This is a genomic window from Agrobacterium tumefaciens (assembly GCF_009649785.1).
In the GTDB taxonomy this organism is placed as follows: domain Bacteria; phylum Pseudomonadota; class Alphaproteobacteria; order Rhizobiales; family Rhizobiaceae; genus Agrobacterium; species Agrobacterium tumefaciens.
This window is the reverse complement of the sequence record NZ_WJOK01000004.1, coordinates 98,367-118,547: the sequence shown is the minus strand read 5'-3', so window position 1 is coordinate 118,547 and position 20,181 is coordinate 98,367. Positions and strand designations below refer to the sequence as shown.

Annotated in this window: 16 protein-coding genes; 9 read left to right on the top strand and 7 right to left on the bottom strand. The window is 57.1% G+C overall.

What is annotated here, in order from left to right:
- Positions 1-35: 35 nt before the first annotated feature.
- Positions 36-713: an ROK family protein gene (locus GH784_RS05820; protein WP_111804122.1), complete on the top strand. Its 678-nt coding sequence runs from the start codon at positions 36-38 to the stop codon at positions 711-713.
- Positions 714-779: 66 nt separating this feature from the next.
- Here the strand turns inward: GH784_RS05820 and GH784_RS05815 are convergent, their stop codons facing one another.
- Positions 780-2,558: a diguanylate cyclase gene (locus GH784_RS05815; protein WP_026330958.1), complete on the bottom strand. Its 1,779-nt coding sequence runs from the start codon at positions 2,556-2,558 to the stop codon at positions 780-782.
- A 345-nt stretch (positions 2,559-2,903) separates the two neighbouring features.
- Here GH784_RS05815 and GH784_RS05810 point away from each other — a divergent pair, with 345 nt between their 5' ends.
- Together GH784_RS05810 and GH784_RS05805 are read left to right on the top strand one after the other, a co-directional pair.
- A complete protein-coding gene (locus GH784_RS05810; protein ID WP_019566385.1) occupies positions 2,904-4,850 on the top strand; it encodes an ABC transporter ATP-binding protein/permease in 1,947 nt (648 codons plus the stop codon).
- Positions 4,851-5,081: 231 nt separating this feature from the next.
- Positions 5,082-5,489 carry a low affinity iron permease family protein gene (locus tag GH784_RS05805; protein ID WP_013761309.1) on the top strand — a complete coding sequence of 136 codons (408 nt, stop codon included), beginning with the start codon at positions 5,082-5,084 and terminating at the stop codon, positions 5,487-5,489.
- A gap of 26 nt (positions 5,490-5,515) precedes the next feature.
- On the opposite strand, the gene GH784_RS05800 is transcribed toward GH784_RS05805, so the two are convergent.
- Both GH784_RS05800 and GH784_RS05795 read right to left on the bottom strand, forming a co-directional pair.
- Complete coding sequence (locus GH784_RS05800; RefSeq protein ID WP_112154437.1) at positions 5,516-5,959, bottom strand: cyclophilin-like fold protein; 444 nt, start codon at positions 5,957-5,959, stop codon at positions 5,516-5,518.
- Positions 5,960-5,984: 25 nt separating this feature from the next.
- A complete protein-coding gene (locus tag GH784_RS05795; RefSeq protein ID WP_173995222.1) occupies positions 5,985-7,172 on the bottom strand; it encodes an MFS transporter in 1,188 nt (395 codons plus the stop codon).
- 118 nt (positions 7,173-7,290) lie between these two features.
- Here GH784_RS05795 and GH784_RS05790 point away from each other — a divergent pair, with 118 nt between their 5' ends.
- The 3 genes from GH784_RS05790 (at position 7,291) to GH784_RS05780 (ending at position 9,635) form a co-directional block, all read left to right on the top strand.
- Positions 7,291-7,518 (top strand): hypothetical protein, encoded by a 228-nt coding sequence (locus tag GH784_RS05790; protein WP_141682332.1) that lies wholly within the window; start codon positions 7,291-7,293, stop codon positions 7,516-7,518.
- A gap of 46 nt (positions 7,519-7,564) precedes the next feature.
- Positions 7,565-8,626, top strand: coding sequence for an alpha/beta hydrolase (locus GH784_RS05785; protein ID WP_112513619.1), 1,062 nt, complete (start codon positions 7,565-7,567; stop codon positions 8,624-8,626).
- A gap of 115 nt (positions 8,627-8,741) precedes the next feature.
- Positions 8,742-9,635, top strand: coding sequence for a LysR family transcriptional regulator (locus tag GH784_RS05780; protein ID WP_013761305.1), 894 nt, complete (start codon positions 8,742-8,744; stop codon positions 9,633-9,635).
- Between the two features lie 98 nt (positions 9,636-9,733).
- Here GH784_RS05780 and GH784_RS05775 read toward each other — a convergent pair whose 3' ends face one another.
- The gene (locus tag GH784_RS05775) at positions 9,734-10,822 is read right to left on the bottom strand and encodes a class I SAM-dependent methyltransferase (RefSeq protein ID WP_153793268.1); all 1,089 of its coding nucleotides are present in this window, start codon (positions 10,820-10,822) and stop codon (positions 9,734-9,736) included.
- Between the two features lie 315 nt (positions 10,823-11,137).
- Here GH784_RS05775 and gmd point away from each other — a divergent pair, with 315 nt between their 5' ends.
- From gmd to GH784_RS05760, 3 genes are read left to right on the top strand one after another with little or no spacing between them, the layout of a single operon-like run.
- Entirely contained in the window at positions 11,138-12,208 is a 1,071-nt protein-coding gene (gene gmd / locus GH784_RS05770) for a GDP-mannose 4,6-dehydratase (RefSeq protein ID WP_153793267.1), read from the top strand.
- Positions 12,192-13,187 (top strand): GDP-L-fucose synthase family protein, encoded by a 996-nt coding sequence (locus tag GH784_RS05765; RefSeq protein WP_153793266.1) that lies wholly within the window; start codon positions 12,192-12,194, stop codon positions 13,185-13,187. The genes gmd and GH784_RS05765 overlap by 17 nt, the downstream gene beginning before the upstream one ends.
- On the top strand, positions 13,130-15,658 hold the full coding sequence (locus tag GH784_RS05760) for a glycoside hydrolase family 28 protein (RefSeq protein WP_323131465.1): 2,529 nt from the start codon (positions 13,130-13,132) through the stop codon (positions 15,656-15,658). The genes GH784_RS05765 and GH784_RS05760 overlap by 58 nt, the downstream gene beginning before the upstream one ends.
- Positions 15,659-16,198: 540 nt before the next feature.
- Here the strand turns inward: GH784_RS05760 and GH784_RS05755 are convergent.
- The 3 genes from GH784_RS05755 to GH784_RS05745 form a co-directional block, all read right to left on the bottom strand.
- Positions 16,199-16,495, bottom strand: a complete 297-nt coding sequence (locus GH784_RS05755; protein WP_065663102.1) for a hypothetical protein — start codon at positions 16,493-16,495, stop codon at positions 16,199-16,201.
- Positions 16,496-16,718: 223 nt separating this feature from the next.
- Positions 16,719-17,978 (bottom strand): polysaccharide biosynthesis/export family protein, encoded by a 1,260-nt coding sequence (locus GH784_RS05750; protein WP_111802961.1) that lies wholly within the window; start codon positions 17,976-17,978, stop codon positions 16,719-16,721.
- Between the two features lie 3 nt (positions 17,979-17,981).
- Complete coding sequence (locus GH784_RS05745) at positions 17,982-20,144, bottom strand: GumC family protein (RefSeq protein WP_111804126.1); 2,163 nt, start codon at positions 20,142-20,144, stop codon at positions 17,982-17,984.
- Between the last annotated feature and the right edge of the window lie 37 nt (positions 20,145-20,181).

Here is a 20,181-nt window from a genome sequence, read left to right as displayed (position 1 = left end):
CGCCCATGCCGGCAAATACTACGGACGGTAGTTCAATGACACAGGATCGGATCGTTCTAGCGATCGATATCGGCGGCAGCCACGTCAAGATCCGCTCAAGTGCCGGTGGCGACGAGCGCAAGGTCGAAAGCGGCAAGGCGATGACTGGGCCAGAAATGGTCATTGCCGTAACCGCCATGGCGAAAGACATGACCTATGACGTCATCGCCATGGGATATCCCGGTCCGGTCGTCCACAACAAACCGCTTCGCGAACCGGTCAATCTGGGTACAGGCTGGGTCGGTTATGATTACGCCGGCGCTTTCCGCTGCCCCGTTCGTATCGTTAACGATGCGCTGATGCAGGCAATCGGCTCCTATCAGGGCGGGCGCATGTTGTTTCTCGGTCTCGGAACAGGCCTGGGGGCTGCGATGATCGTTGAAAACGTGGCCCAGCCCATGGAGATCGCTCATCTTCCCTATCGGAAGGGCAAAACGTACGAGCACTATCTCCGAGAGGCGTATCGCGAAGAGAAGGGCAATGCCAAATGGCAAAAGCGCGTCACTGATGTCGTAGAGCGTCTGACTGCCGCCCTTGAACCGGATGAGGTGGTCATCGGCGGCGGTAATGTCGAAAAACTCGATACCCTGCCGCCCCGATGCCGCCGCGGAGACAATGCGCTTGCTTTCGAAGGCGGATTCCAGCTGTGGAAGAACCCGAACCTCATCGTCTAGTAGGTCAAATATGCTAGGTCGGCTGCTGCTTCGATAACCACGCAATCGGCGCGGCGGAGCCTCTACCTAATCGGTTGGAGGCTTCTCGGCCGACACCCACTTGTTCCGGCCTGTCTGCTTGGCGCTCAAAAGCGCAGCGTCCGCCCGTTCCAGGACGCTGCTCACGGTTCCGGCGCCCGGTGACGTTGCGATACCGATGGATATGGTGATCGAGTCAAGCAGACGGCCCCGGTAGGTGAAAGGTGCGCGCTCGACCGCGTGCCGGAGTTTCTCCGCAACCTTGATGGCATCTTCAATGCCTCCAGTCGGCATGAGCACGGTGAATTCCTCGCCGCCGAAACGGAATAGTTCACCCAGATCGCCGACAGCTTCCGACAGCACCTGGGCGACATATTGCATCACTGCATCTCCGGCATCATGGCCAAACCGGTCATTGAAGCGCTTGAAATGGTCGATGTCGAGCATCAGACATGCAAGCGAATTGGTTGGCTTTTCAATATGCCTGTTCAGCGTCTCATCAAGCGATCGACGGTTCAAAAGCCCAGTCAGTGCGTCTTGCCGTGCCATGCCAACCAGCCGCTGCCGAAGCTGGAGGTTTGCAACGGCAAGGCCTATATTTTCGGCGAGGAGTTCGAGATATAGCCGCTCTAACTCCAGCGTCTCGCTACTCTGCGGAATTTCAAGATACAATAAGCCGACGGTTTCTCCCAATGCGGTGAGTGGTATGCACAGGCCTGTTCCGAAACTGCCATGTAGGTGATGGCAGACAACATCGTCTCCGCCCGGGTTGCTGGCGTGGGGACGTCCGCGACGGAGAGCCCAGCAATCGTCTATCGAAAATTCCGGGGCGGAAAACGAAGGATCGGACCATTGTCCGGTCGATTGGAGAACCGAACTGTTTTCCTTGAGAACAAGCAGGCGGCCGGCAATGGCCGGGAAAATCTGCGGCATGAATTTCGAAACGACGTCGGACAATTCTTCCTGATTCTGGCAGGCCTGAATCCGATGCATCATCTGCAGGATCAGGTCCTTGATGCGTTGATTCCTGCGGTGCTCCGCGTCAAGCCGTTCCCGTTCCAGCCCGTTGCTGCGGAAGATCCTGATAGCCTGGTTCATTTCACCGATTTCGTCACGCCGGCCTTCGTCGGGCAGGTCGATACTGTAATCCTGCCGGGCAAGGCGCGTGACGATGTTGCTCATTTTGATAAGCGGCAAGGCAACGCGTCTGCTGAGGACAAAATAGAGTACGGCCACAAACATCAGGGCGGTGAGCGCAAGCATCACTTTCGCGATCGATCCGTAGAAATCGCTTCGGTCTTTAGCCTGGTCAACCATCGCCTGCGAGCGGGCCGCAATGGCTTCTCTCAGCGTCGCGACGGTTGTCAGCAGGTCCGTATGCAGTCGATAGTGCTCATCGCCGAACAGGACCTGCTGTGCATCGTTCTGGCGGCCGGATCGATAGAAACCGATTGCATCGCGCTCCATTTTGTCCAGTGCGTCGGCGCTCTTTCGTATGTCCTGAAATGAGCCTGCCTCTTGCGGCGAAACACCAAGAGCTGCGAGTTTGTCCAGGGTGTTTTCAAGGTGCTTTTCCTGATCTTCGTCGACGTAGAATTTTGCGAGATGCTGTTCGTCGCCTCGCATGACGTAAAGACGCGCCTCCTCGGTGCGCTCGTCCGCAATGATCGCCAGTTCTTCGGCGAGATCGGTCAGTTCAAGATGATTCTGGATTGCCACCCGCTCTTGAGAAGCGCTTCTGGCCGATAGAATGAATGTGGTCGCCGATACTGTCGTGAGCACGAGGGTGACAGCATAAGCCAGGTTCGTGATGGTACTAAGTCGCATGATGGCGCCGTATGCTTGCCGCACGGCATGAAAACCGGGTGCGGCGGGGTCCAATTTCAGATTCTGCTTATGTTAGGCCATCTCGTCAAACGGGAAGTCAACACGCGGTTAACCGTCAATATGATCTGTCGCACCGCGGGCCAAGTCAGGCACCCCATGGCGATGCACCTGGACCGTCTCCACCAACGGTCACAATATCCGCCAGCGCGATTCCGGTATGTCGGCAGCGGGCCAGAAAGCCGTGTATTTAGAGGCTTTTGAAAAGCCCCGCGCAGCAACGGAATTATATTTCACGACGCATCACAAAGCCGTGAAACCTTTCGACGCATCGTTCGTTTAGCGCCCATGATCGATAATGACGCAGGACCGAAGCCGGTCGTTGGTGCCGACGAGACTGGCACCCAAACCGCATCCGAAAACGATGCCCATGAAAACGATGATCCGCTCCCGCCCGAGGAGATGGAACCTGCTTTGGGCTTGACGCCGGAGGAGGCCGAGGAGGCTCGCAGGAAATATCTGCTGAAGCGCTTCTGGATCAGCGCGCGAGGTTTCTGGAGCCGTCGCGGCGATCGGCTGGCCTGGCTGTTTTCGCTCGGGCTTCTGGCTATGATCGGCATAAATGTCGGCTTCCAGTATGGCATCAACGTCTGGAATCGCGGGATTTTTGACGCGATTGAGAAACGCGACGCGTCGACGGTCTATTTTCTCGGATCCGTCTTTCCGCTGCTCGTCCTGGGAAGTGTCTTTATCGTGACCTCGCAGGTCTATGTCAGGATGCGCATTCAGCGGCGCTGGCGCTCCTGGCTGACAAAGGCGCTCGTTGGAAGATGGATTGCGAATGGCCGCTATTATCAGCTCAATTTGATCGATGGTGACCATCAAAACCCCGAGGCAAGGCTCTCGGAGGATATGCGTATTGCCACCGAGGCGCCCGTGGATTTTGTTTCAGGTGTCATCGCTGCATTCGTGTCTGCCTCCACTTTTATCGTTGTCTTGTGGACGATTGGTGGCGCTCTCACGGTTTCCATCGCGGGTGTCTGGATCACGATCCCCGGCTTTCTCGTGATTGCGGCTGTTATCTATGCAATCATCACATCCAGTTCCATCGCCTTCATTGCCAGGAACTTCGTCAAGGTTTCCGAAGTCAAGAACCAGGTTGAAGCGGAGTTTCGCTACACGCTTACGCGCGTCAGGGAGAATGGTGAGAGCATCGCCCTGCTTGGCGGCGAAGACGAGGAGCGCAGCGATCTGGACAAGCGCTTCGGCAATGTCCGGCGGCAGTGGCGTCTCATGGCGCAGCAATACATGCGCACCACGGTCGTATCGAATGGATCGATGTTGATTGCCCCCGTCGTACCGGTTCTGTTGTGCGCGCCGAAGTTTCTCGATGGAAGCATGTCTCTCGGCGAGGTAATGCAGGCTGCTTCCGCTTTCACCATTGTCCAATCCGCATTTGGCTGGCTGGTCGACAACTATCCCCGTCTGGCCGACTGGAATGCCTGCGCGCGACGTGTTGCCTCCCTGATGATGTCGCTCGATGGCCTGGAGCGGGCCGAAAAGAGCGACACTCTCGGTCGGATCGTGCGAGGCGAAACGGAAGGCGAGACAATACTCAGCCTCAAGGATGTGTCTGTTTCTCTCGGTGACGGAACGGCCGTCGTCAAGGAGACGGATGTCGAGATCGGCGCGGGTGAGAGAGTGCTTGTCGCGGGGGAATCGGGCTCGGGCAAAAGCACACTGGTTCGGGCCATTTCCGGTCTCTGGCCATGGGGTGGGGGCAGCGTCAATTTTCGCGCCGGCAGCCGATTGTTCATGCTGCCGCAGCGGCCGTATATTCCGGCCGGCACGCTACGTCGGGCGGTCTGCTATCCGCAACCGGCCGAGAGCTGGACGCCGGAAGAGATCGGGGCCGCTCTCGACAAGGTCGGTCTGGGTCAACTCAAGGACAAGATTGAAGACGAGGCGCCGTGGGACCAGACCTTATCAGGTGGCGAAAAACAACGGCTGACCTTCGCACGCCTGTTGCTGAACGCCCCCGACATCATCGTTATGGACGAGGCGACGGCGGCTCTGGACGAGAAAAGTCAGGACAAGATGATGCAGACGGTAATTGATGAGCTACCCGATGCGACGATCGTAAGTGTAGCGCATCGTGCCGAACTGGAAGCGTTTCATAGCCGGAAGATCACATTGGAACGGCGGGAGGGGGGCGCAAAGCTTGTCAGCGATATCGATCTCATTCCTCGCAAGGCGAGAGGCTCCATGCTTCGGAGAATAGTCAAGCGGAGGTGATGGCACCGACGCTTGTGCTGACCTGCTTGAATGCCGGGGTAGGAGAGTTGGTGGCCGCCTCATTGTCGTTGGGGAGAATTCACCGACCAGTTTGGCGCAAACGACCACAAACGAGGGCTTGCGGCGGATCGAAGTGTAAATCGGAACTTCTGCTGTCACGGCACCCCGGAACAATCGTGCATTTTGTTGGTTGGTTGGCATCCCTAAAATGGCAACAAGGGGCAGCGTGTTATGAATAAATTCTTCACTCGCTTCGCAAGCGCTATAGCTTCATTTTCCGGCTCTCCAACGGCTTTCATGGTGGCTCTCGGAACCGTGCTCGTCTGGGGGATCAGCGGACCGCTTTTTGGGTTTTCGGAGGTCTGGCAACTGGTCATCAATACGGGTACGACCATTGTCACCTTCCTGATGATTTTCCTCGTGCAGAATTCACAGAACAGGGATTCCGCAGCGATGGAAGCAAAACTGGACGAGCTGCTGCGGGCGGTGGAGCAGGCGCGCGGTGACTTCATTGGGATCGAGCACCTCACGGAAGAGGAAATCGAAAAGATTCGTGCACGTCTAGAAAGGGAAAGCGGACCCGATAGCGATAAGCCGGCACCCCATCATGCCATGGCCCGCTTGCTTTCCCGACGTTAGTGGCATTTACCTTTGGCAGGCGCGTGTCAGTCCCGCTCTATGCGCAGAGAGAATTCGCCTCGGGTCAAAAGTGGCTCGAAGCCGTCATCGAAGCGTCCGAGGCGGATCAGCCCTTTCGAGTATCGGTAGCTGTCGTAGTAGAAGACCAGATTACCCCATGGCGCGTAATAAGCGATGTCGCCGGGACGTGCGTTATCGAACGGCGTGTCCGTGACCTGCGTCAACTTTCGAGGCAGATATGCGATTTTCTCGTTGGTCGAATAGTCTTCGATCGTGAGATCGAGCGGCAGCATTTTCATGAGCTCGCGTGCCGACGGGTTGTCGAACAAGGTCGCGGTCATGCTGTGACCACCAAAGGCCATTCGGAAACTCATCAAGGATACCTCCGTTTTTGTTGCCTGACCGAACAATGCGGACGGGAAAGCTGTGGCCGCGGTAGCCAGCCCAAGAAATAGACGCCGGTCGATCATTGGAATGCTCCCATGCCGAACTGCTTTACGAGGATATTCTCGATGATTTGAATGCCAGCGCTGACGCGGCCAGGAGCAAACCTGCGCTTGCCAGGAAAGTCATGCGGTAGCCGGATGCGTCGTAAAGAAATCCGCCCACTATCGCACCGGCTGATATCGCAAGCTGGATGACCGCAACCATGAGACCACCTCCGGCTTCCGCATCCTGCGGCAGTGAGCGGGCGAGCCACGCCCACCAACCCACTGGCGCCGCAGTGGCGATCATTCCCCAGACCGCAAGCGCTATCGCCGCGACAGGGAGAGTGTTGCCGAAGGCAACAAGTATCACGGCCGTCACCGCCATCAGAGCCGGGATGACGATCAGAACGCGATACAGGCGGTTGGCGAGAAAGTAACCGATAAGGCTGGTGCCAACGATGCCGGCAACTCCGATGCCCAGAAGAATGAAGGTGAGTACCGAGATATCTACTCGTGTCACAGTTTCGAGAAACGGGCGGACATAGGTGAACAGCGTGAACTGGCCCATGAAGAAGACCGAGACCGATGCCATGCCGATAGCGATCAAAGGACGGTTCAGTAGCCTGAATGCATTCTTTGACGTTTTCCCGGGGAGGGGCTTCATGGAAGGGAGGCTTGCCAGCTGCCACAGGAATGCGATCGCCGCGACGGGGACGACAGTGAAGAAGGCACCTCGCCAACCGATGATCGATCCGAGAAACGCGCCGAGCGGAGGAGCAACGACAGTTGCCAGCGCGTTACCGCTGTTAAAGATTGCAAGCGCTCGGGGAACGAGATGCTCCGGTACAAGACGCATGGCGGTCGCCACCGATATGGACCAGAACCCACCGATCACTATCCCGATGAGCGCGCGCCCGACCATGAATATTTCATAGTTCGGTGCGATCGCCACGGTCACGCCAGAAAGGGCCATCAGTGCCGTCAGAGCAAGCAACAGCAGCTTACGGTCCCACTCTCCCGCGAGATACGAGACAAAGAGGCTCGTGACGACGGCGAAAGCGCCGGAGATCGCGATCGAATGTCCGGCCGATCCTTCGCTGATGCGCAGTTCATCCGCGATCGGCGTCAGCAGGCTGAGAGGCATGAATTCAGACGCGATCAGGGCGAAAACGCAGAGCGTCATCGCCAACACACCGCCCCAGTTTGCGGATCGGGATCTGGCTTCCCCTGTGGAAATTGTAGTTTCTATGGACATGGTACGGCAGCTTTTCTTGGCTATTTCTTCAACGGTCTTCCGCTGCTGATGGGAGGCAGCGAGGTGAACATAAGTCATGAAGCATCTTGCAATAAGCCGCCTGTCACGGGATGCAGTCATGAACGATGCTCATCAAAAGGTCTTGTTTAGCCGCGCCCGGCCTGCTTGCGTATTATCCACGTCGATGCAGGGGCTCGGTTCATTCATGAATATCGCTCATGACGGCATGCCTTCGCCGCGCTCTAATCTCGCGACAATCTCCGATCTATCTTTTGAACGACGCTGCTGCATCACCCCTCAAAGCAGCCCACCGGCCGCTCGTCACGGCAACGACAATGGAGAGTGAAGTGAGCAATCAGAACGAAAACGCTTCTACGGGAGAGGGCCTGGACATGGGCCGCCGTGGCCTTCTCAAGATTACAGGTGTCGGCATCGCCGCGATTGGCGCGGTGTCAGTGATGGCGGTATCGAAGGCAGAGGCGCAAACATTGAAGATGACGCAGGACTGGGACAAGGTTTTTCCGAAGAGCGAGAAGGTCGATCACCAGAAGGTCTCGTTCAAAAACCGTTATGGCATCACCCTGGCGGCCGACCTCTACATGCCCAAAACCCGCAACAGCGTCGGAAACCCCGCAATCGTGGTGAGCGGACCGTTTGGCGCGGTCAAGGAACAATCGTCCGGCCTTTACGCACAGACGATGGCCGAACGCGGTTTCGTCACTCTGGCATTCGATCCTTCCTATACAGGTGAGAGCGGCGGCGAACCGCGCAATATCGCGTCTCCCGACATCAACACCGAGGATTTCAGCGCGGCTGTGGACTACATCGGCCTGCGTCCCGAAGTCGATCGCGAACGGATCGGCGTCATCGGTGTCTGCGGCTGGGGTGGCATGGCGCTCAATGCCGTAGCCTCGGACAAGCGTGTGAAGGCCGTGGTTGCCAGCACCATGTACGATATGACCCGCGTCATGTCCAAGGGCTACAACGACAGCGTCACGCTGGAGCAGCGCACGGCGACCCTGGAACAGTTGAGCCGCCAGCGGTGGGTCGATGCGGAAAAGGGTACACCTGCCTATCAGGCAGCCTACAACGCGGAAGTCGGACCCGACGCGCCGCAGTTCATGGTCGATTATCACGACTACTACTCGACACCACGCGGTTATCATAAGCGGGCGGTCAACTCCCGTAACGCCTGGTCGCAGACAACGCCAATTTCGTTCATGAACATGCCGATCCTGAGCTACATCGCGGAAATTTCGCCGCGCCCGGTTCTATTCATTCATGGCGAGAAGGCCCATTCTCTCTATTTCGCAGAGACCGCGTATGCGGCGGCGGCCGAACCGAAGGAACTCCATGTCATTCCCGGCGCCAGCCATACGGACCTCTATGACAAGATGGATGTGATCCCCTTCACCAAGCTCGCCAGCTTCTTTGAGCAGCACCTGTCGGCTTGATACGTTCGGCAGTGACGTAACAGCTCAGGAGCCCGCCCGAAGCGGGCTCTTTTTCTGTTAGTGCGGCATGAGCATTATGCCATAATCAACAGGTCTGGATGCAGGAGGCTCATGAATGGCACGCGATACCGTCAACGATCTTGCAGCTTTCATTGCTGTTGCCCGAGAACAGAGCTTTACCCGGGCGGCGGCGAAGCTGGGCGTATCGCAGTCAGCATTGAGCCACACACTCCGCCAGCTTGAAGCCAGGTTGGGCGTGCGTCTCCTGATGCGGACGACCAGAGCGGTTTCGCCGACGGAGGCGGGCGAGCGGCTGCTAAACGGGATCGGTCCACATTTCGACGAGATCGAAGCGCATGTCGATGCGTTGAACGAACTGAGGGAAAAACCGGCGGGAACGATCCGTATCGTCGCCGCCGAGTACGCGATCACCTATGTCCTCTGGCCCAAACTCAGGAAATTTTTGCCTCAATATCCCGACATCAAGGTCGAGCTGATCCTCGATAACGGACTGACCGACATCGTGACGGAGCGTTATGATGCGGGGGTGCGTATGGGTGAACATCTCGCGAAAGACATGATCTCCGCAAGGATCGGTCCCGACTTTTGTCTCGCTGTCGTCGGATCGCCCGCCTACTTCAAGAACCGACCACACCCCAGGCATCCCAAGGACCTGGTCGGCCATGATTGCATCAACTTCCGGCTGCCGAGTGCCGGCGGCCTTTATGTATGGGAGTTCGAGGACAAGGGCCGCGAGATCAAGATCAAGGTCGATGGTCAGCTCGCCTTCAACAACAGTTTCAATTCGCTGGAAGCCGCGCTTGACGGCTTCGGGCTTGCCTACATCCCGGAGGAAATGATCCTTCCTTATGTCGCAGACGGCCGGCTGGTTCGCGTGCTGCAGAAATATTCCCCGCCCTGGGACGGATATTACCTCTATTACCCCAGCCGTCGCCAGGCATCACCGGCGTTCGTCAGGGTTTTGGAGGCCCTGCGATATCGGGTTTGACGGGAGTTGTCGGCCCCCCTGTGGATGTCCGTAACCCGGAACGATCCATGTCCGACTTTCGTCTTCTCTGCGCTCGCTGCGGCTGACAAGTCCTTATCCTAGATCAGCAGATAGCTGGCTTCAGAAATGCGTTGAACAATGGCTTGCCCCGCAAGGACGATAATGTCGCCCTCCATCGGTTGATGAGGCCGCAGCAAGTGTTTGTCGATCGTCAGCAGGAAATGCGATGAATGCAGTTCGCCTGGGGAAATGGAAATGTAAGACCAGCGATGCCAGGCAAATGGCATGGTGGCGAGGGCCATTCCCAGCAATCCCTTGAGGCGCATCGACCATGTTGACGAGGACTTGGCGTGGCGCGCAGCATCGGTTGCAACGGCACCGTCGACAATATGCTGTTGGTTCCAGGTTGTCTGGCCATGGTTGATCTTCCATGCTTCGGGGTCATCGTTTGCCAGATCGATCCTCGATTTTACCGGTTCGGCGATCAGCGCGACGTTCGGACTGAGCAAGCGTGGAACAAAAGAAAACGGCAGGCTGCGGATTTCGCGCAGGGGCGCGTTGACGCGGATAAGCTGCGCCAGACACCGCCAGTCGAAGCCCTGATGTGACGTATGGTGAGCGGGCACGCGGTCCAGCCGGTATAAGCCTGCCCAAAAAGTCTCTTTCAGATTGCCGGATTGCCGATTGTAGCCCATGAGGGCCGAACCCCAGTTCTTGATCCATACGGCTGGCCCTACTTCGACGGGTACCGTAACCAGGAAAATGCGGGGACGAACGATCGCGCAGACGTGCTCAATGACACGGACGGTGCGGTTGAGGTGGATATGTTCAAGCGTTTCCAGCGCGATGACGATGTCGGCCTCGATCGTTTTGTAAAGGCTCCCGTCGGTGGCGTCGCCGACGATGAAACGGCAGTTTTCGTAGTTGCTGTAGCGATTGCGCGCGGCCTCGATGAAGATTGGATCGTAGTCGATACCGACGTAATCAACGTCGAATTTTTCCAGAATATGTCCGACCGCGGTTCCGGGGCCGCAGCCGATATCCAGTATTCTGACCTTCCGATTGCCGACGTCCTTCTGCACTGTTTCGAGGACCTCAAGCAGCTTTCGATAGCGGCCTGCATGCAGAAAGCGCGTCAGCCAGTTGAAGTTCTGCATTTTTTCGTAAGTCGTCGCGAACGTACCCATCCAATCCGCCTCCATGAACCGTAGATGATGTCGTCTCGCGCTCCCTGTTATCGTAAAGATCGTGCGCGACCCGGCGTTGTATTTTTGAAGTCTGGCACGGCCTGCGTGACCTGCAACTCGACCAAAAGGCTTAAGTCGGAAGCGGGGATACCCACCCTGCCTCCTCTTAAAGGCAGATGTCGACGTGGTGGACGGTTAATCAGCCGGTTCTGACCGGCCGTCCTCTCCCTTTTGGTATGCTGCCGATGCGCAAGGCCTCGTTATACCTTTCAAGGAGGCGCCATCCGGGGCCGGAACCGCTGGGAGATGTGGTGGATGGTAGACAAGAGAGCCTTGATTATCGGCGTAACCGGGCAGGACGGCGCTTATCTCAGTGAATTGCTGCTTGCCAAGGGATATATCGTGCACGGCCTGAAAAGGCGGTCTTCCTCATTCAACACCGGCCGGATCGATCATCTTTATCAAGATCCCTTCGAGGAAAACCTTCGCTTTCGTCTTCACTTCGGTGACCTGACGGACGCCACGAACCTGTGCCGGGTCATTCAGGAGGTCCAGCCCGACGAGATCTATAATCTCGGCGCCCAAAGCCATGTCCAGGTCAGCTTCGAGACGCCGGAATATACGGCAAATGCGGATGCGCTTGGCACGCTGAGGCTGCTGGAAGCCATGCGCATTCTGAACCTCGGCGACCGTTGCCGGTTTTATCAGGCATCCACGTCGGAGCTGTTCGGGGGGATGGGCACTGTTGCTCAGCACGAGGGTACGCCGTTCTATCCGAGAAGCCCCTATGCTGCGGCAAAACTCTACGCATACTGGATGACGGTCAATTACCGGGAAAGTTACGGCTTTCACGCATCCAACGGCATTCTCTTCAACCATGAGAGCCCCATTCGCGGGGAGACATTCGTCACGCGGAAAATCACGCGCGGCGTTGCCGCCATCGAACGCGGTCTCGTGAGCAAGCTGCGTCTTGGTAATCTCGACGCAAAGAGGGACTGGGGGCATGCGCGCGATTATGTTGAAGGCATGTGGCGTATCGTGCAGCAGGAAATACCCGAGGACTATGTGCTCGCAACCGGCGAGGCACATACGGTGCGGGAATTCGTCGAGCTTGCTTTCGGCGTGGTCGGCAAGACCATCGAGTGGAACGGCGATGGCAGTGACGAAGTGGGATACGACGCCAAAACCGGCAATACGATCATCGAAATCGATCCCAGATATTTTCGTCCCGCGGAAGTGGATTTTCTTCTCGGCGACCCCAGCAAGGCGCGCAGGAAACTCAACTGGAGCCACTCGACTTCCTTTTGCGACCTCGTTCAGGAAATGGTCGAAGCGGATCTTCGCCTCGTGATGTTGGAAGAGGGAAGAAATGAATTCGTCGCATAAATCGCAAGAAATCCCGTTCAGCTTGAATGGCAAGCGCGTCTGGGTTGCCGGCCATACCGGAATGGTCGGCTCGGCACTCGTGCGACGTCTCCAGCGCGAAAATTGCGAAATTCTCAAAGTCTCTCGCAGCGAGCTCGATCTGACCCGACAGTACGAGACGGAGCAATGGATGGCGGCGGCAAGACCTGAGGTCATTTTTGTCGCTGCCGCCAAGGTTGGAGGCATCGCAGCAAATGCGGCCTATCCGGCGGACTTTCTTTACACCAATACGCTAATTTCGATGAATATCATGAAATCGGCTGCCGATATCGGTGTTGAAAAGCTTCTCTGGATGGGATCTAGCTGCATCTACCCGAAATTCGCAGCGCAGCCGATCACGGAAAATGCCCTTTTGACAGGCCCTTTGGAGCCTACCAACGAGGCCTACGCGATTGCGAAGATCGCGGCGCTCAAGCTTTCCCAATTCTACTCCAGTCAGTACGGCCTGAATTGCGTCTCCGTCATGCCGACCAATATTTACGGGCTGAACGACAATTTCGATCCGCAAAGCTCACACGTCATTCCTGCGATGATCAGGAGAATGCATGAAGCGAAAATCAGCGGCCAGAACAAGATTGTTCTATGGGGCACCGGCAGTCCTCTGCGGGAGTTTCTCCATGTGGACGATCTGGCGGATGCCTGTTGCTTCCTCATGAAATCATCGGCGCATTTTCCGCTGATCAATATCGGCTCGGGGCGGGAGATATCCATCCGCAATCTCGCCCATCTGATTGCAGGCATCGTCGGCTACGATGGGCAGATCGTTTTTGACACCAGCAAACCGGATGGAGCCCCCAGAAAGCTGCTCGATTGCTCGCGGCTCAACGCGCTTGGCTGGAACTCGACGGTCGAGCTCAGATACGGAATTCAGGATTTGTATGAGTGGTGGCGACAACCGAAGTCGCTGCAATCGGATATGTTACGACAAGCGGCAAGATGAGATCGCCAAATGCCCTGATATTATCGATTTTGCTTGCCGCCCTTGTGCTCGCATTTTCGGGTCTCTCGTCTGCCGGGCAGCCTGCGGTGCGGGGAGGGCAAGAGCAAGCCAGCCAACCTGATCCACGGCAGTTCGGTTTCCCGATACCTGTTCCAGAACCACGATTGCCGGATGATGCGGATGCCTTCAATCCGCCGTGGACAGGGGTAGGCGGCAAGGGGCCGGCAATCGCGGAAATTTCGAGAACGGCGGGCCCTGGCGAGGTTGTCTCGATGACCGGTGTCGATCTCGATGGACGAACGGGTTTCGAAGTCTTTTCGCAACACCCCGGTGCCGCGGAGGGCGTGGTGACACCGTTGGCGTCGCTGACGGCTGACGCGACGGCGGCGACGCTGCTGCTGCCAGCCACGCTTCCTTCATGGTCCACCTACCTGATCAGGCCCCAGGGTAGCACTGTTCAAGGGCGCAGCTTCGCAATCAATCGCACGGAAAGCTGGTGGATCGGGCCCGATGCCGCAGCGCCGGGAGCCATCGTCTCGGTCTATGGACGCAACCTTTCGCGGTCCAACGGGACCAGCCAATCCTATCTCTATATCAAGCCGGTCGCTGTTGCCGGCTCGTATGTTCCGGCAATCTCCGTCAACCCCTTCAAGGTCGATTTCGAGGTGCCGGCTCTGCCACCGGGTAACTATGAAGTCTGGGTTCACAATACCCATGGCGGCCGCTTCGGCTGGAGCGGTCCGCTGACGCTTGAGGTCCTGTCGCAATCGCCATGGGCGGCGCAGGATAAAAAGCGCATCGATGCCAGGCAATTCGGGGCAGCGGGCGATGGCATGACCGACGACACCGCAGCCATCTTGCGCGCGCTCGACGCCGCGGCCGCAACGGCGCCATCGGTTTTGTATTTCCCCGCCGGGATTTATCTCGTGACAAAGCCTTTGATTGCGCCCGCCAATGTGGCGTGGTTCGGGGAAGGGGTGAACAAAACGGAGATCAGGCTGAACCACGGGATTGATCAGAGCATGGTTGTCGTTAATGGCGACGACACCCGGTTCGGAAACCTGACCCTCAATGCCAACCGCAACATTGCAGGTAAACCTCTTCTTGCTTTGCGCAACACCAAAAACACACGGCTGGATTCCGTACGTATCGACGCCTGGGGCGTGCCGGCGTTCGATGCCCAGGACACCGTAGGTCTTTTTGTGCATGCGTCCGAGCTGATCGAGAACGGATCCTTTTACGGCGCGAGCCGGCAGGTGTTTTTCTCCAACAATCGGTTTCGGATGACGGGTTACGGCGAATCCGTCGTCGCGCTATGGGGTGGGCGCGATTTCGCCATGATGGACAACGAGCTGACAAATGCGGATGAAAGCCGCGACGACGGTCATGGCATAGGACGTTTTTTTGTTGGCCAGGCGCATTTCGGGAGCATGCGAAACCTCTATTTTGAGAAAAACATCTCGCGAAACGCCGCGCCCCACGACTGCACCAAGGTCGATTGCAACAAGGGCGAACAGATCTGCTTCGAGATCGTCGGGAGCAAGCTTAAAAACGATTTCGTCCGCGCTTCCTCGAACTCGGTTACCTTCAAATCCCTGTCGGATCTGGGGGATGCCAAGCCGGGCGGCTTCGATCTCGTCATCGTTGGCGGGCGAGGGGCCGGGCAACACCGTCACATCGCGTCGACGGACGGATCTGTCGTTCTGCTCGAGCAACCCTGGAATGTCGTGCCGGATCGAACGAGCCGTTTTGCTCTGGCAGCGACCGCATCGAGAGCCGTGATATACGATAATGTGTTCGATGGCAGGGCAAGCTATGCGGAGCATGATTCCGATTCCACCGGCGTTCTTCTCTACGGCAACGTCTATGACGTGGTGGTCGACAGCAACCGCATCTCTCAGATGCGACATGGCATGATGACGGTTGCGCTGGACTCGACGCGGGGACTCAGCCCGTATTTCCTGCAATATTCCAACAACAGTGTTACACGCAGCAACAGCGGCCTCTATGTCGGCACGACATTCGCGGATTCCGGCGTTCCCGGCATCTGGGGCGGTCTGGGGAATATTTATCGCAGGAACAGGTTCACGGATATCGCCTATATCGGCGTCGAATATGAAACCTGGAACCATCCCGGCGCCGACTATAATGGGACGGTCTTCGATGGAAATACCTTCGCCAACGTCCGTTACGGCTTCGTAGATGCCTACAAACTCATGTGGACGCACGACGGCAGCTTCAAGGCCGGACCGGCCGAACGCTCAAGGCGGATCAACACGGTGCTCTACGACAATCATTTTACCCGAGGAACGCCAGGGCCCGTTCAAAGTGCGGGCTTCGTGACGATGCATCCGCAGAACAGCTGGGTAAATGTCGGCTCTACATGGAGCGGTTTTGCAGTGGGAAACGAGGGGCCAAAGGCCGGCACCGTTAAATCGTCCTCCAATGCTGCAAGGCTGACACCTGATTGAACCGGAGTCTATTCCCCGAAAATCCCGGCAAGGTACCTCTAATGACGTATCTGCGGTGAATTGACGAGCTGCCGGAAAGTGGCGAATATGGCTCAATCAATCAAGGCAATACGATGCCACTGGCCATTGAGATCAAGGCTCGACGGTTTTCATTTCAGGCGAGGGGACCGACGGATCGTTCGTTACTCCATGAGTGGCGAGCGATCTGTGGTTCCAGTTTGACGAGGGTAATATTCTTGCAAATTTCAATCTCAACCCGTCGGCGCAACAAGATTTGCGCGGCGCTGGTGACGGTTTGTGCCGAACGCAAATAGGCTCGCCCGGTTGAACGAGCGAGCCCTCCCAGTTACCGGGTAACCCCGGTTGCCAGGGACCCGCCAAAGTATCAGGGGGCGACGGGTTACTCTTACAAACCGCTTTTATCGTTTCGGTTCAATCTAGCTATAAGCGGTAGGGTTCGCATCCATCCATGTGCTGTGCGCCGAATTTTCGCGCTTGGGGTAAAAGTATAGGGACAAAAGCGTTAGAGTTTGAGAGACGTTACTTGGCGGCCCCGTTTTCCGCCGCCAAATTGAGCCAGGCATGCACGTCGGTCGCTGTGATCCAAATCCGTCCATCGAACGCGAACATTCCCTTCTCGATTTTGGATGCCGCTATCGTTGCAAACACGTCGACGAATTGCGCCAGACGTTGCGCATCGCACCGCGGTGGGGACTGGATGTCGTTCAGTGCATCCTGTGTCACATTGACGGGCTGCAGCCCTTTCTCGCCGTTCACGATGATGACGGCACGCTGCCTGACCATATGATAACCGACCGGAACGTTCGCAGATTCCATCTCCGTCTCCCTGGCAGTGGTACCGGTCGTTTCTATTCTGTGGAGGAAATCGAGATCCTACCGATCGGAACGCCGGCAAACTCTTTTGATTGGTGCTGGTCCTACGAGACTGCTGGAGGGCACTATTGAGGATAGCAAATTGCGACATGGCGCTATAGCTCTCCAAAAGCGGTAGCTGCTTTCAGGGCCGCTCAAGCAGGGGCGTCGGAGACGCTCGTCTCTCTTAGTTGACGCTTCCTGTGACGACTGCCGCTGAAACAGGGTCTCTGCCGGATACCGACAGGCGGACGCGCACAACGTCTCCCGCCCGGACCTGCGTATGCTCGTCCGCAGCTGTTTCGCGGTATGTACCTGCAACCTGACGCACGATGAAAAATTTGGTCTGGATCATGTCCTCGAGGCTGGAAACCCGCCGCGCCGTCGAGCCGATCTCGGCCATGGATTGAAGGCTGAAGGCCAGCTTTTTCTTCAAACGCATGATGTCCAGGGAGGTTTCCCGCAATTCGGTCGCGGCGTCATTGTGCCTTTTGCTTTTCAGCTCCAGAATACGCCGCTCTACTTCGCTTTTGTTTTGTTGCGCGCGCGCCAGAAACGATGTCGATTCCAGCACCTGCTGGTTCATGGATAGCAGTTCGCGCTTACGCTCTCTCAGTGCTGATTCTGAGGCTGCACCGCGCGTGACAAGCTCCTTCGAGGCGTTGACGTCCATGTCGAGCAACTCTAGTTGCTGGGTGCGCATGACGTTGCTTTTCTGGAGCGTGTCTATTTCCTGAATGAAGTTCTGTCGTTGGACCTCGAGGTTGGTCTTTTCGTCTTGCTGCGCCGAGAGGCGAAGGCGAAACAGACTTTTTTCAGATTCTACGATCTTCTCCAGTGCGGTGCGATCCCGGACGAGTCCGATTTCGTCGCCCTTATATTCAAATTCGGTGTCGTTGAGTTCCGCTTCCAGTCGGACGCGCCGGATATCCTGCGACAGGAGTTGCATCGACATGTCTTCATATTCCTGTTGGGCAGAGATCAACTGTATGCCCGAGGTATCCCTCTGTGCATTCGACTCGCGCAATCCGCCGCCGAGTGCGAAGAGTTCAAGCACGATCATGCCGGGACGGTATTCATATTTTCCCGGCTTCTGGACGTCGCCGACAACGAAGATCGGAGCATATTCCTTGACCGCAACGGCAACGGAGCGGTTTGCCACATGGCTTGCCAGATCGCGGCTGATCCGCGCACCGATTTCGTTCACTGTCTGGTCGACCACGTTGACGTTGCCAAGAAGCGGATAACCGATCGTTCCATCTGCACTGACGGGGAAGAGGCCGGTCAGGCCCGGGTCGCCATAGACGGAGATCGTCAAGACGTCGCCGGTAGCCACCTTGTAGTTCGTGCCATCTGCGGCGGCCGGTAATTGGCAAACGGCGAGAGACAGAAAGGTGGTGCTGGCCATCATCAAGGAAAAGCCCTTGGACCTTGTCACGAAGCGCATGTTTCACCTCTCGCTATGGACGACAGCCGGGGGGCGCAGACTGGTCGCCCGTTTCCGCAGCTTGAAATGAGTATTCCAGTCCCGGAAAATCCTCGGCCAGACTGGGGGATGGCGCTTTTTCGGGCGTCGGATTCCGTTGAGGATGATGCCTGTGATCGGCCGGCCCGCGACCCGCAGTTTGATGACGGCATTTTTCATGCCCGTGCCATCTGCGACGTCCTGCCGGACCACGAATGATACGGCATCCGACAGGGTGGCGATCCGCAACAGGTCTAGGTCATGGGCAACGGATGGGGCCTCGATCAATACCAGTTCGTATCGCTGTCTCGCCTCTGCAATCAGGCCGGCGAAGCGCTTGCTTCCAAGAACAAGATTTGGCGGCAGGTCGCTTTTCTCGGCGACGATGATGTCGACCCCGGAGGCCTGATCGCGTTGGATGATGTCGTCCAGAGACACCTCACGGCTGACCGCCTGGCCAATATGCAACGTCGATCCCACATCGAATTCCCTCCCGAGAGCCGGGTTCCGCAGATTGGCATCGATCAGCAGCAGATTAACGCCGCTCATCGCAAGAGATCTGGCAAGATTGGCGATCACGAACGTCTTGCCTTCCCCATCGGCCGAAGAGGTGAAGGCTATCACTTTCGCCTTGCTCTCGGCCAACTGTATGTGGGTCTGAAGGTCGGCAAACGCGCTGTAGAAATCCGCCGCGCCGCTGCTGAATTTTCCGGGCGTGTTCTGGAGCTCTCTGAAGGAAATGCGTGGAATGCTCCCAATGACGTTCAGTCCGGTTTTCTGTTGAAGAGACGTGATGGAGCCAACGGACCGGTCCGTAAAGTTCAGGATAAAAGCTGCCGCTAAACCGGTGCTGCAACCGAGAAGAAGCGCGACCACTGCCCACAGACGCTCGTCAGGACTGGTCGGTTTACGGGAAGGCATGGCGCTCGATATGATCCGAGCCTCGGCAGTTGCGATACCGTCCTGTTCGATGGTCTGCTTGTAGCGTGCGAGGTATGTCTCGTAGATCGAGCGGTTCGCTGCTGCTTCCCGGTCAAGTTGCCCGGATTGAACCATTGCCATATCCGTCGTGGAAATGGCGCGTTGCACATCATTGAGGCTGGCCTCTACTTCCTGCCGCTGTTTTTCGTTGACCTCGATCTCGTTGCGCAATGCAGCGATGATCTGGGCGATCTCTGAATCGATTTGCTTGTTGAGTGAACTGAGCTGGGAGGATAACTGCGGCCGCTCTGGGCTCATGACGGCGCCGCTTTCATCGATCTGGGCAATGGCTCTGATGACCCTTGCCTGCTCGGCCCTTAAAAGCTGGATTGATGGTGAGGACAGAACTTCGGTGATCCCGAGCCCGTCACCGCTTTTCTGCAGTTCGAGTGCTGTGGCCAGGCGCGCCCTTGACCCCGCCAACTTGGCCTGTAGCGTTGTCAGCTCGACATTTAGACTTGAAAGACGCTGCGACTGCAACGGAAGACCACCAGTGTCTATCAATCCGGATTTTTCGCGAAATTGCGAGGCCTGGCGTTCAGACTCCTCGAGTTCCGTCCGAAGACTGACCAGCCGCTCGCCGAGCCATGCGCTGACACGCCGGGTTGCCGTTGTCTGGAGGTCGATCTGGTAGTCGATATAGGCTGCTCCGAAAGCATTGGCGACTTTCGCAGCAAGCGCCGGATCGTTGGCGTAATAGGATATGTAGATTGTATACGACCGGCCATCATTCATCACACGAACATTGGTCATGAGGTTATCGATCATTTTCGATGTCTCGGCGTCGTTGCCAAGCACGATCGCGTCGGCGTCCGCCCGGTCGGAGTTGGGTTGCCGCCCTTCGAGCAGTCGATCTTTTTGCAGGATGACGAGAACCCGTTCCGCCATGGACCTTGACCCGATGATGTCGAGTTCGGTTCGAAGCACCGGGCTTTCCTGAGGCAGCGGAGAGACCACGGATTCAGTGGGGAGCGCCTGAAGCTTGCGGACATCAAGCGCAAGGGTTGCCTCGGCCTTGTAACGGATGGGGGTTCGCGCATAGCCGATTGCCGCGATTGCGAAACTGGCGAGAAAGCAGATGAAGACGGCTCTGCGCCGCTCCCGCAGTATGGATATGAAGCGGGAAATACCTTCCTGCTCAACCGGAGATGATGACGACTGGATCATGACGGTTCCTGCTGTAAGCGGGGCGTTCGGTAGCGGT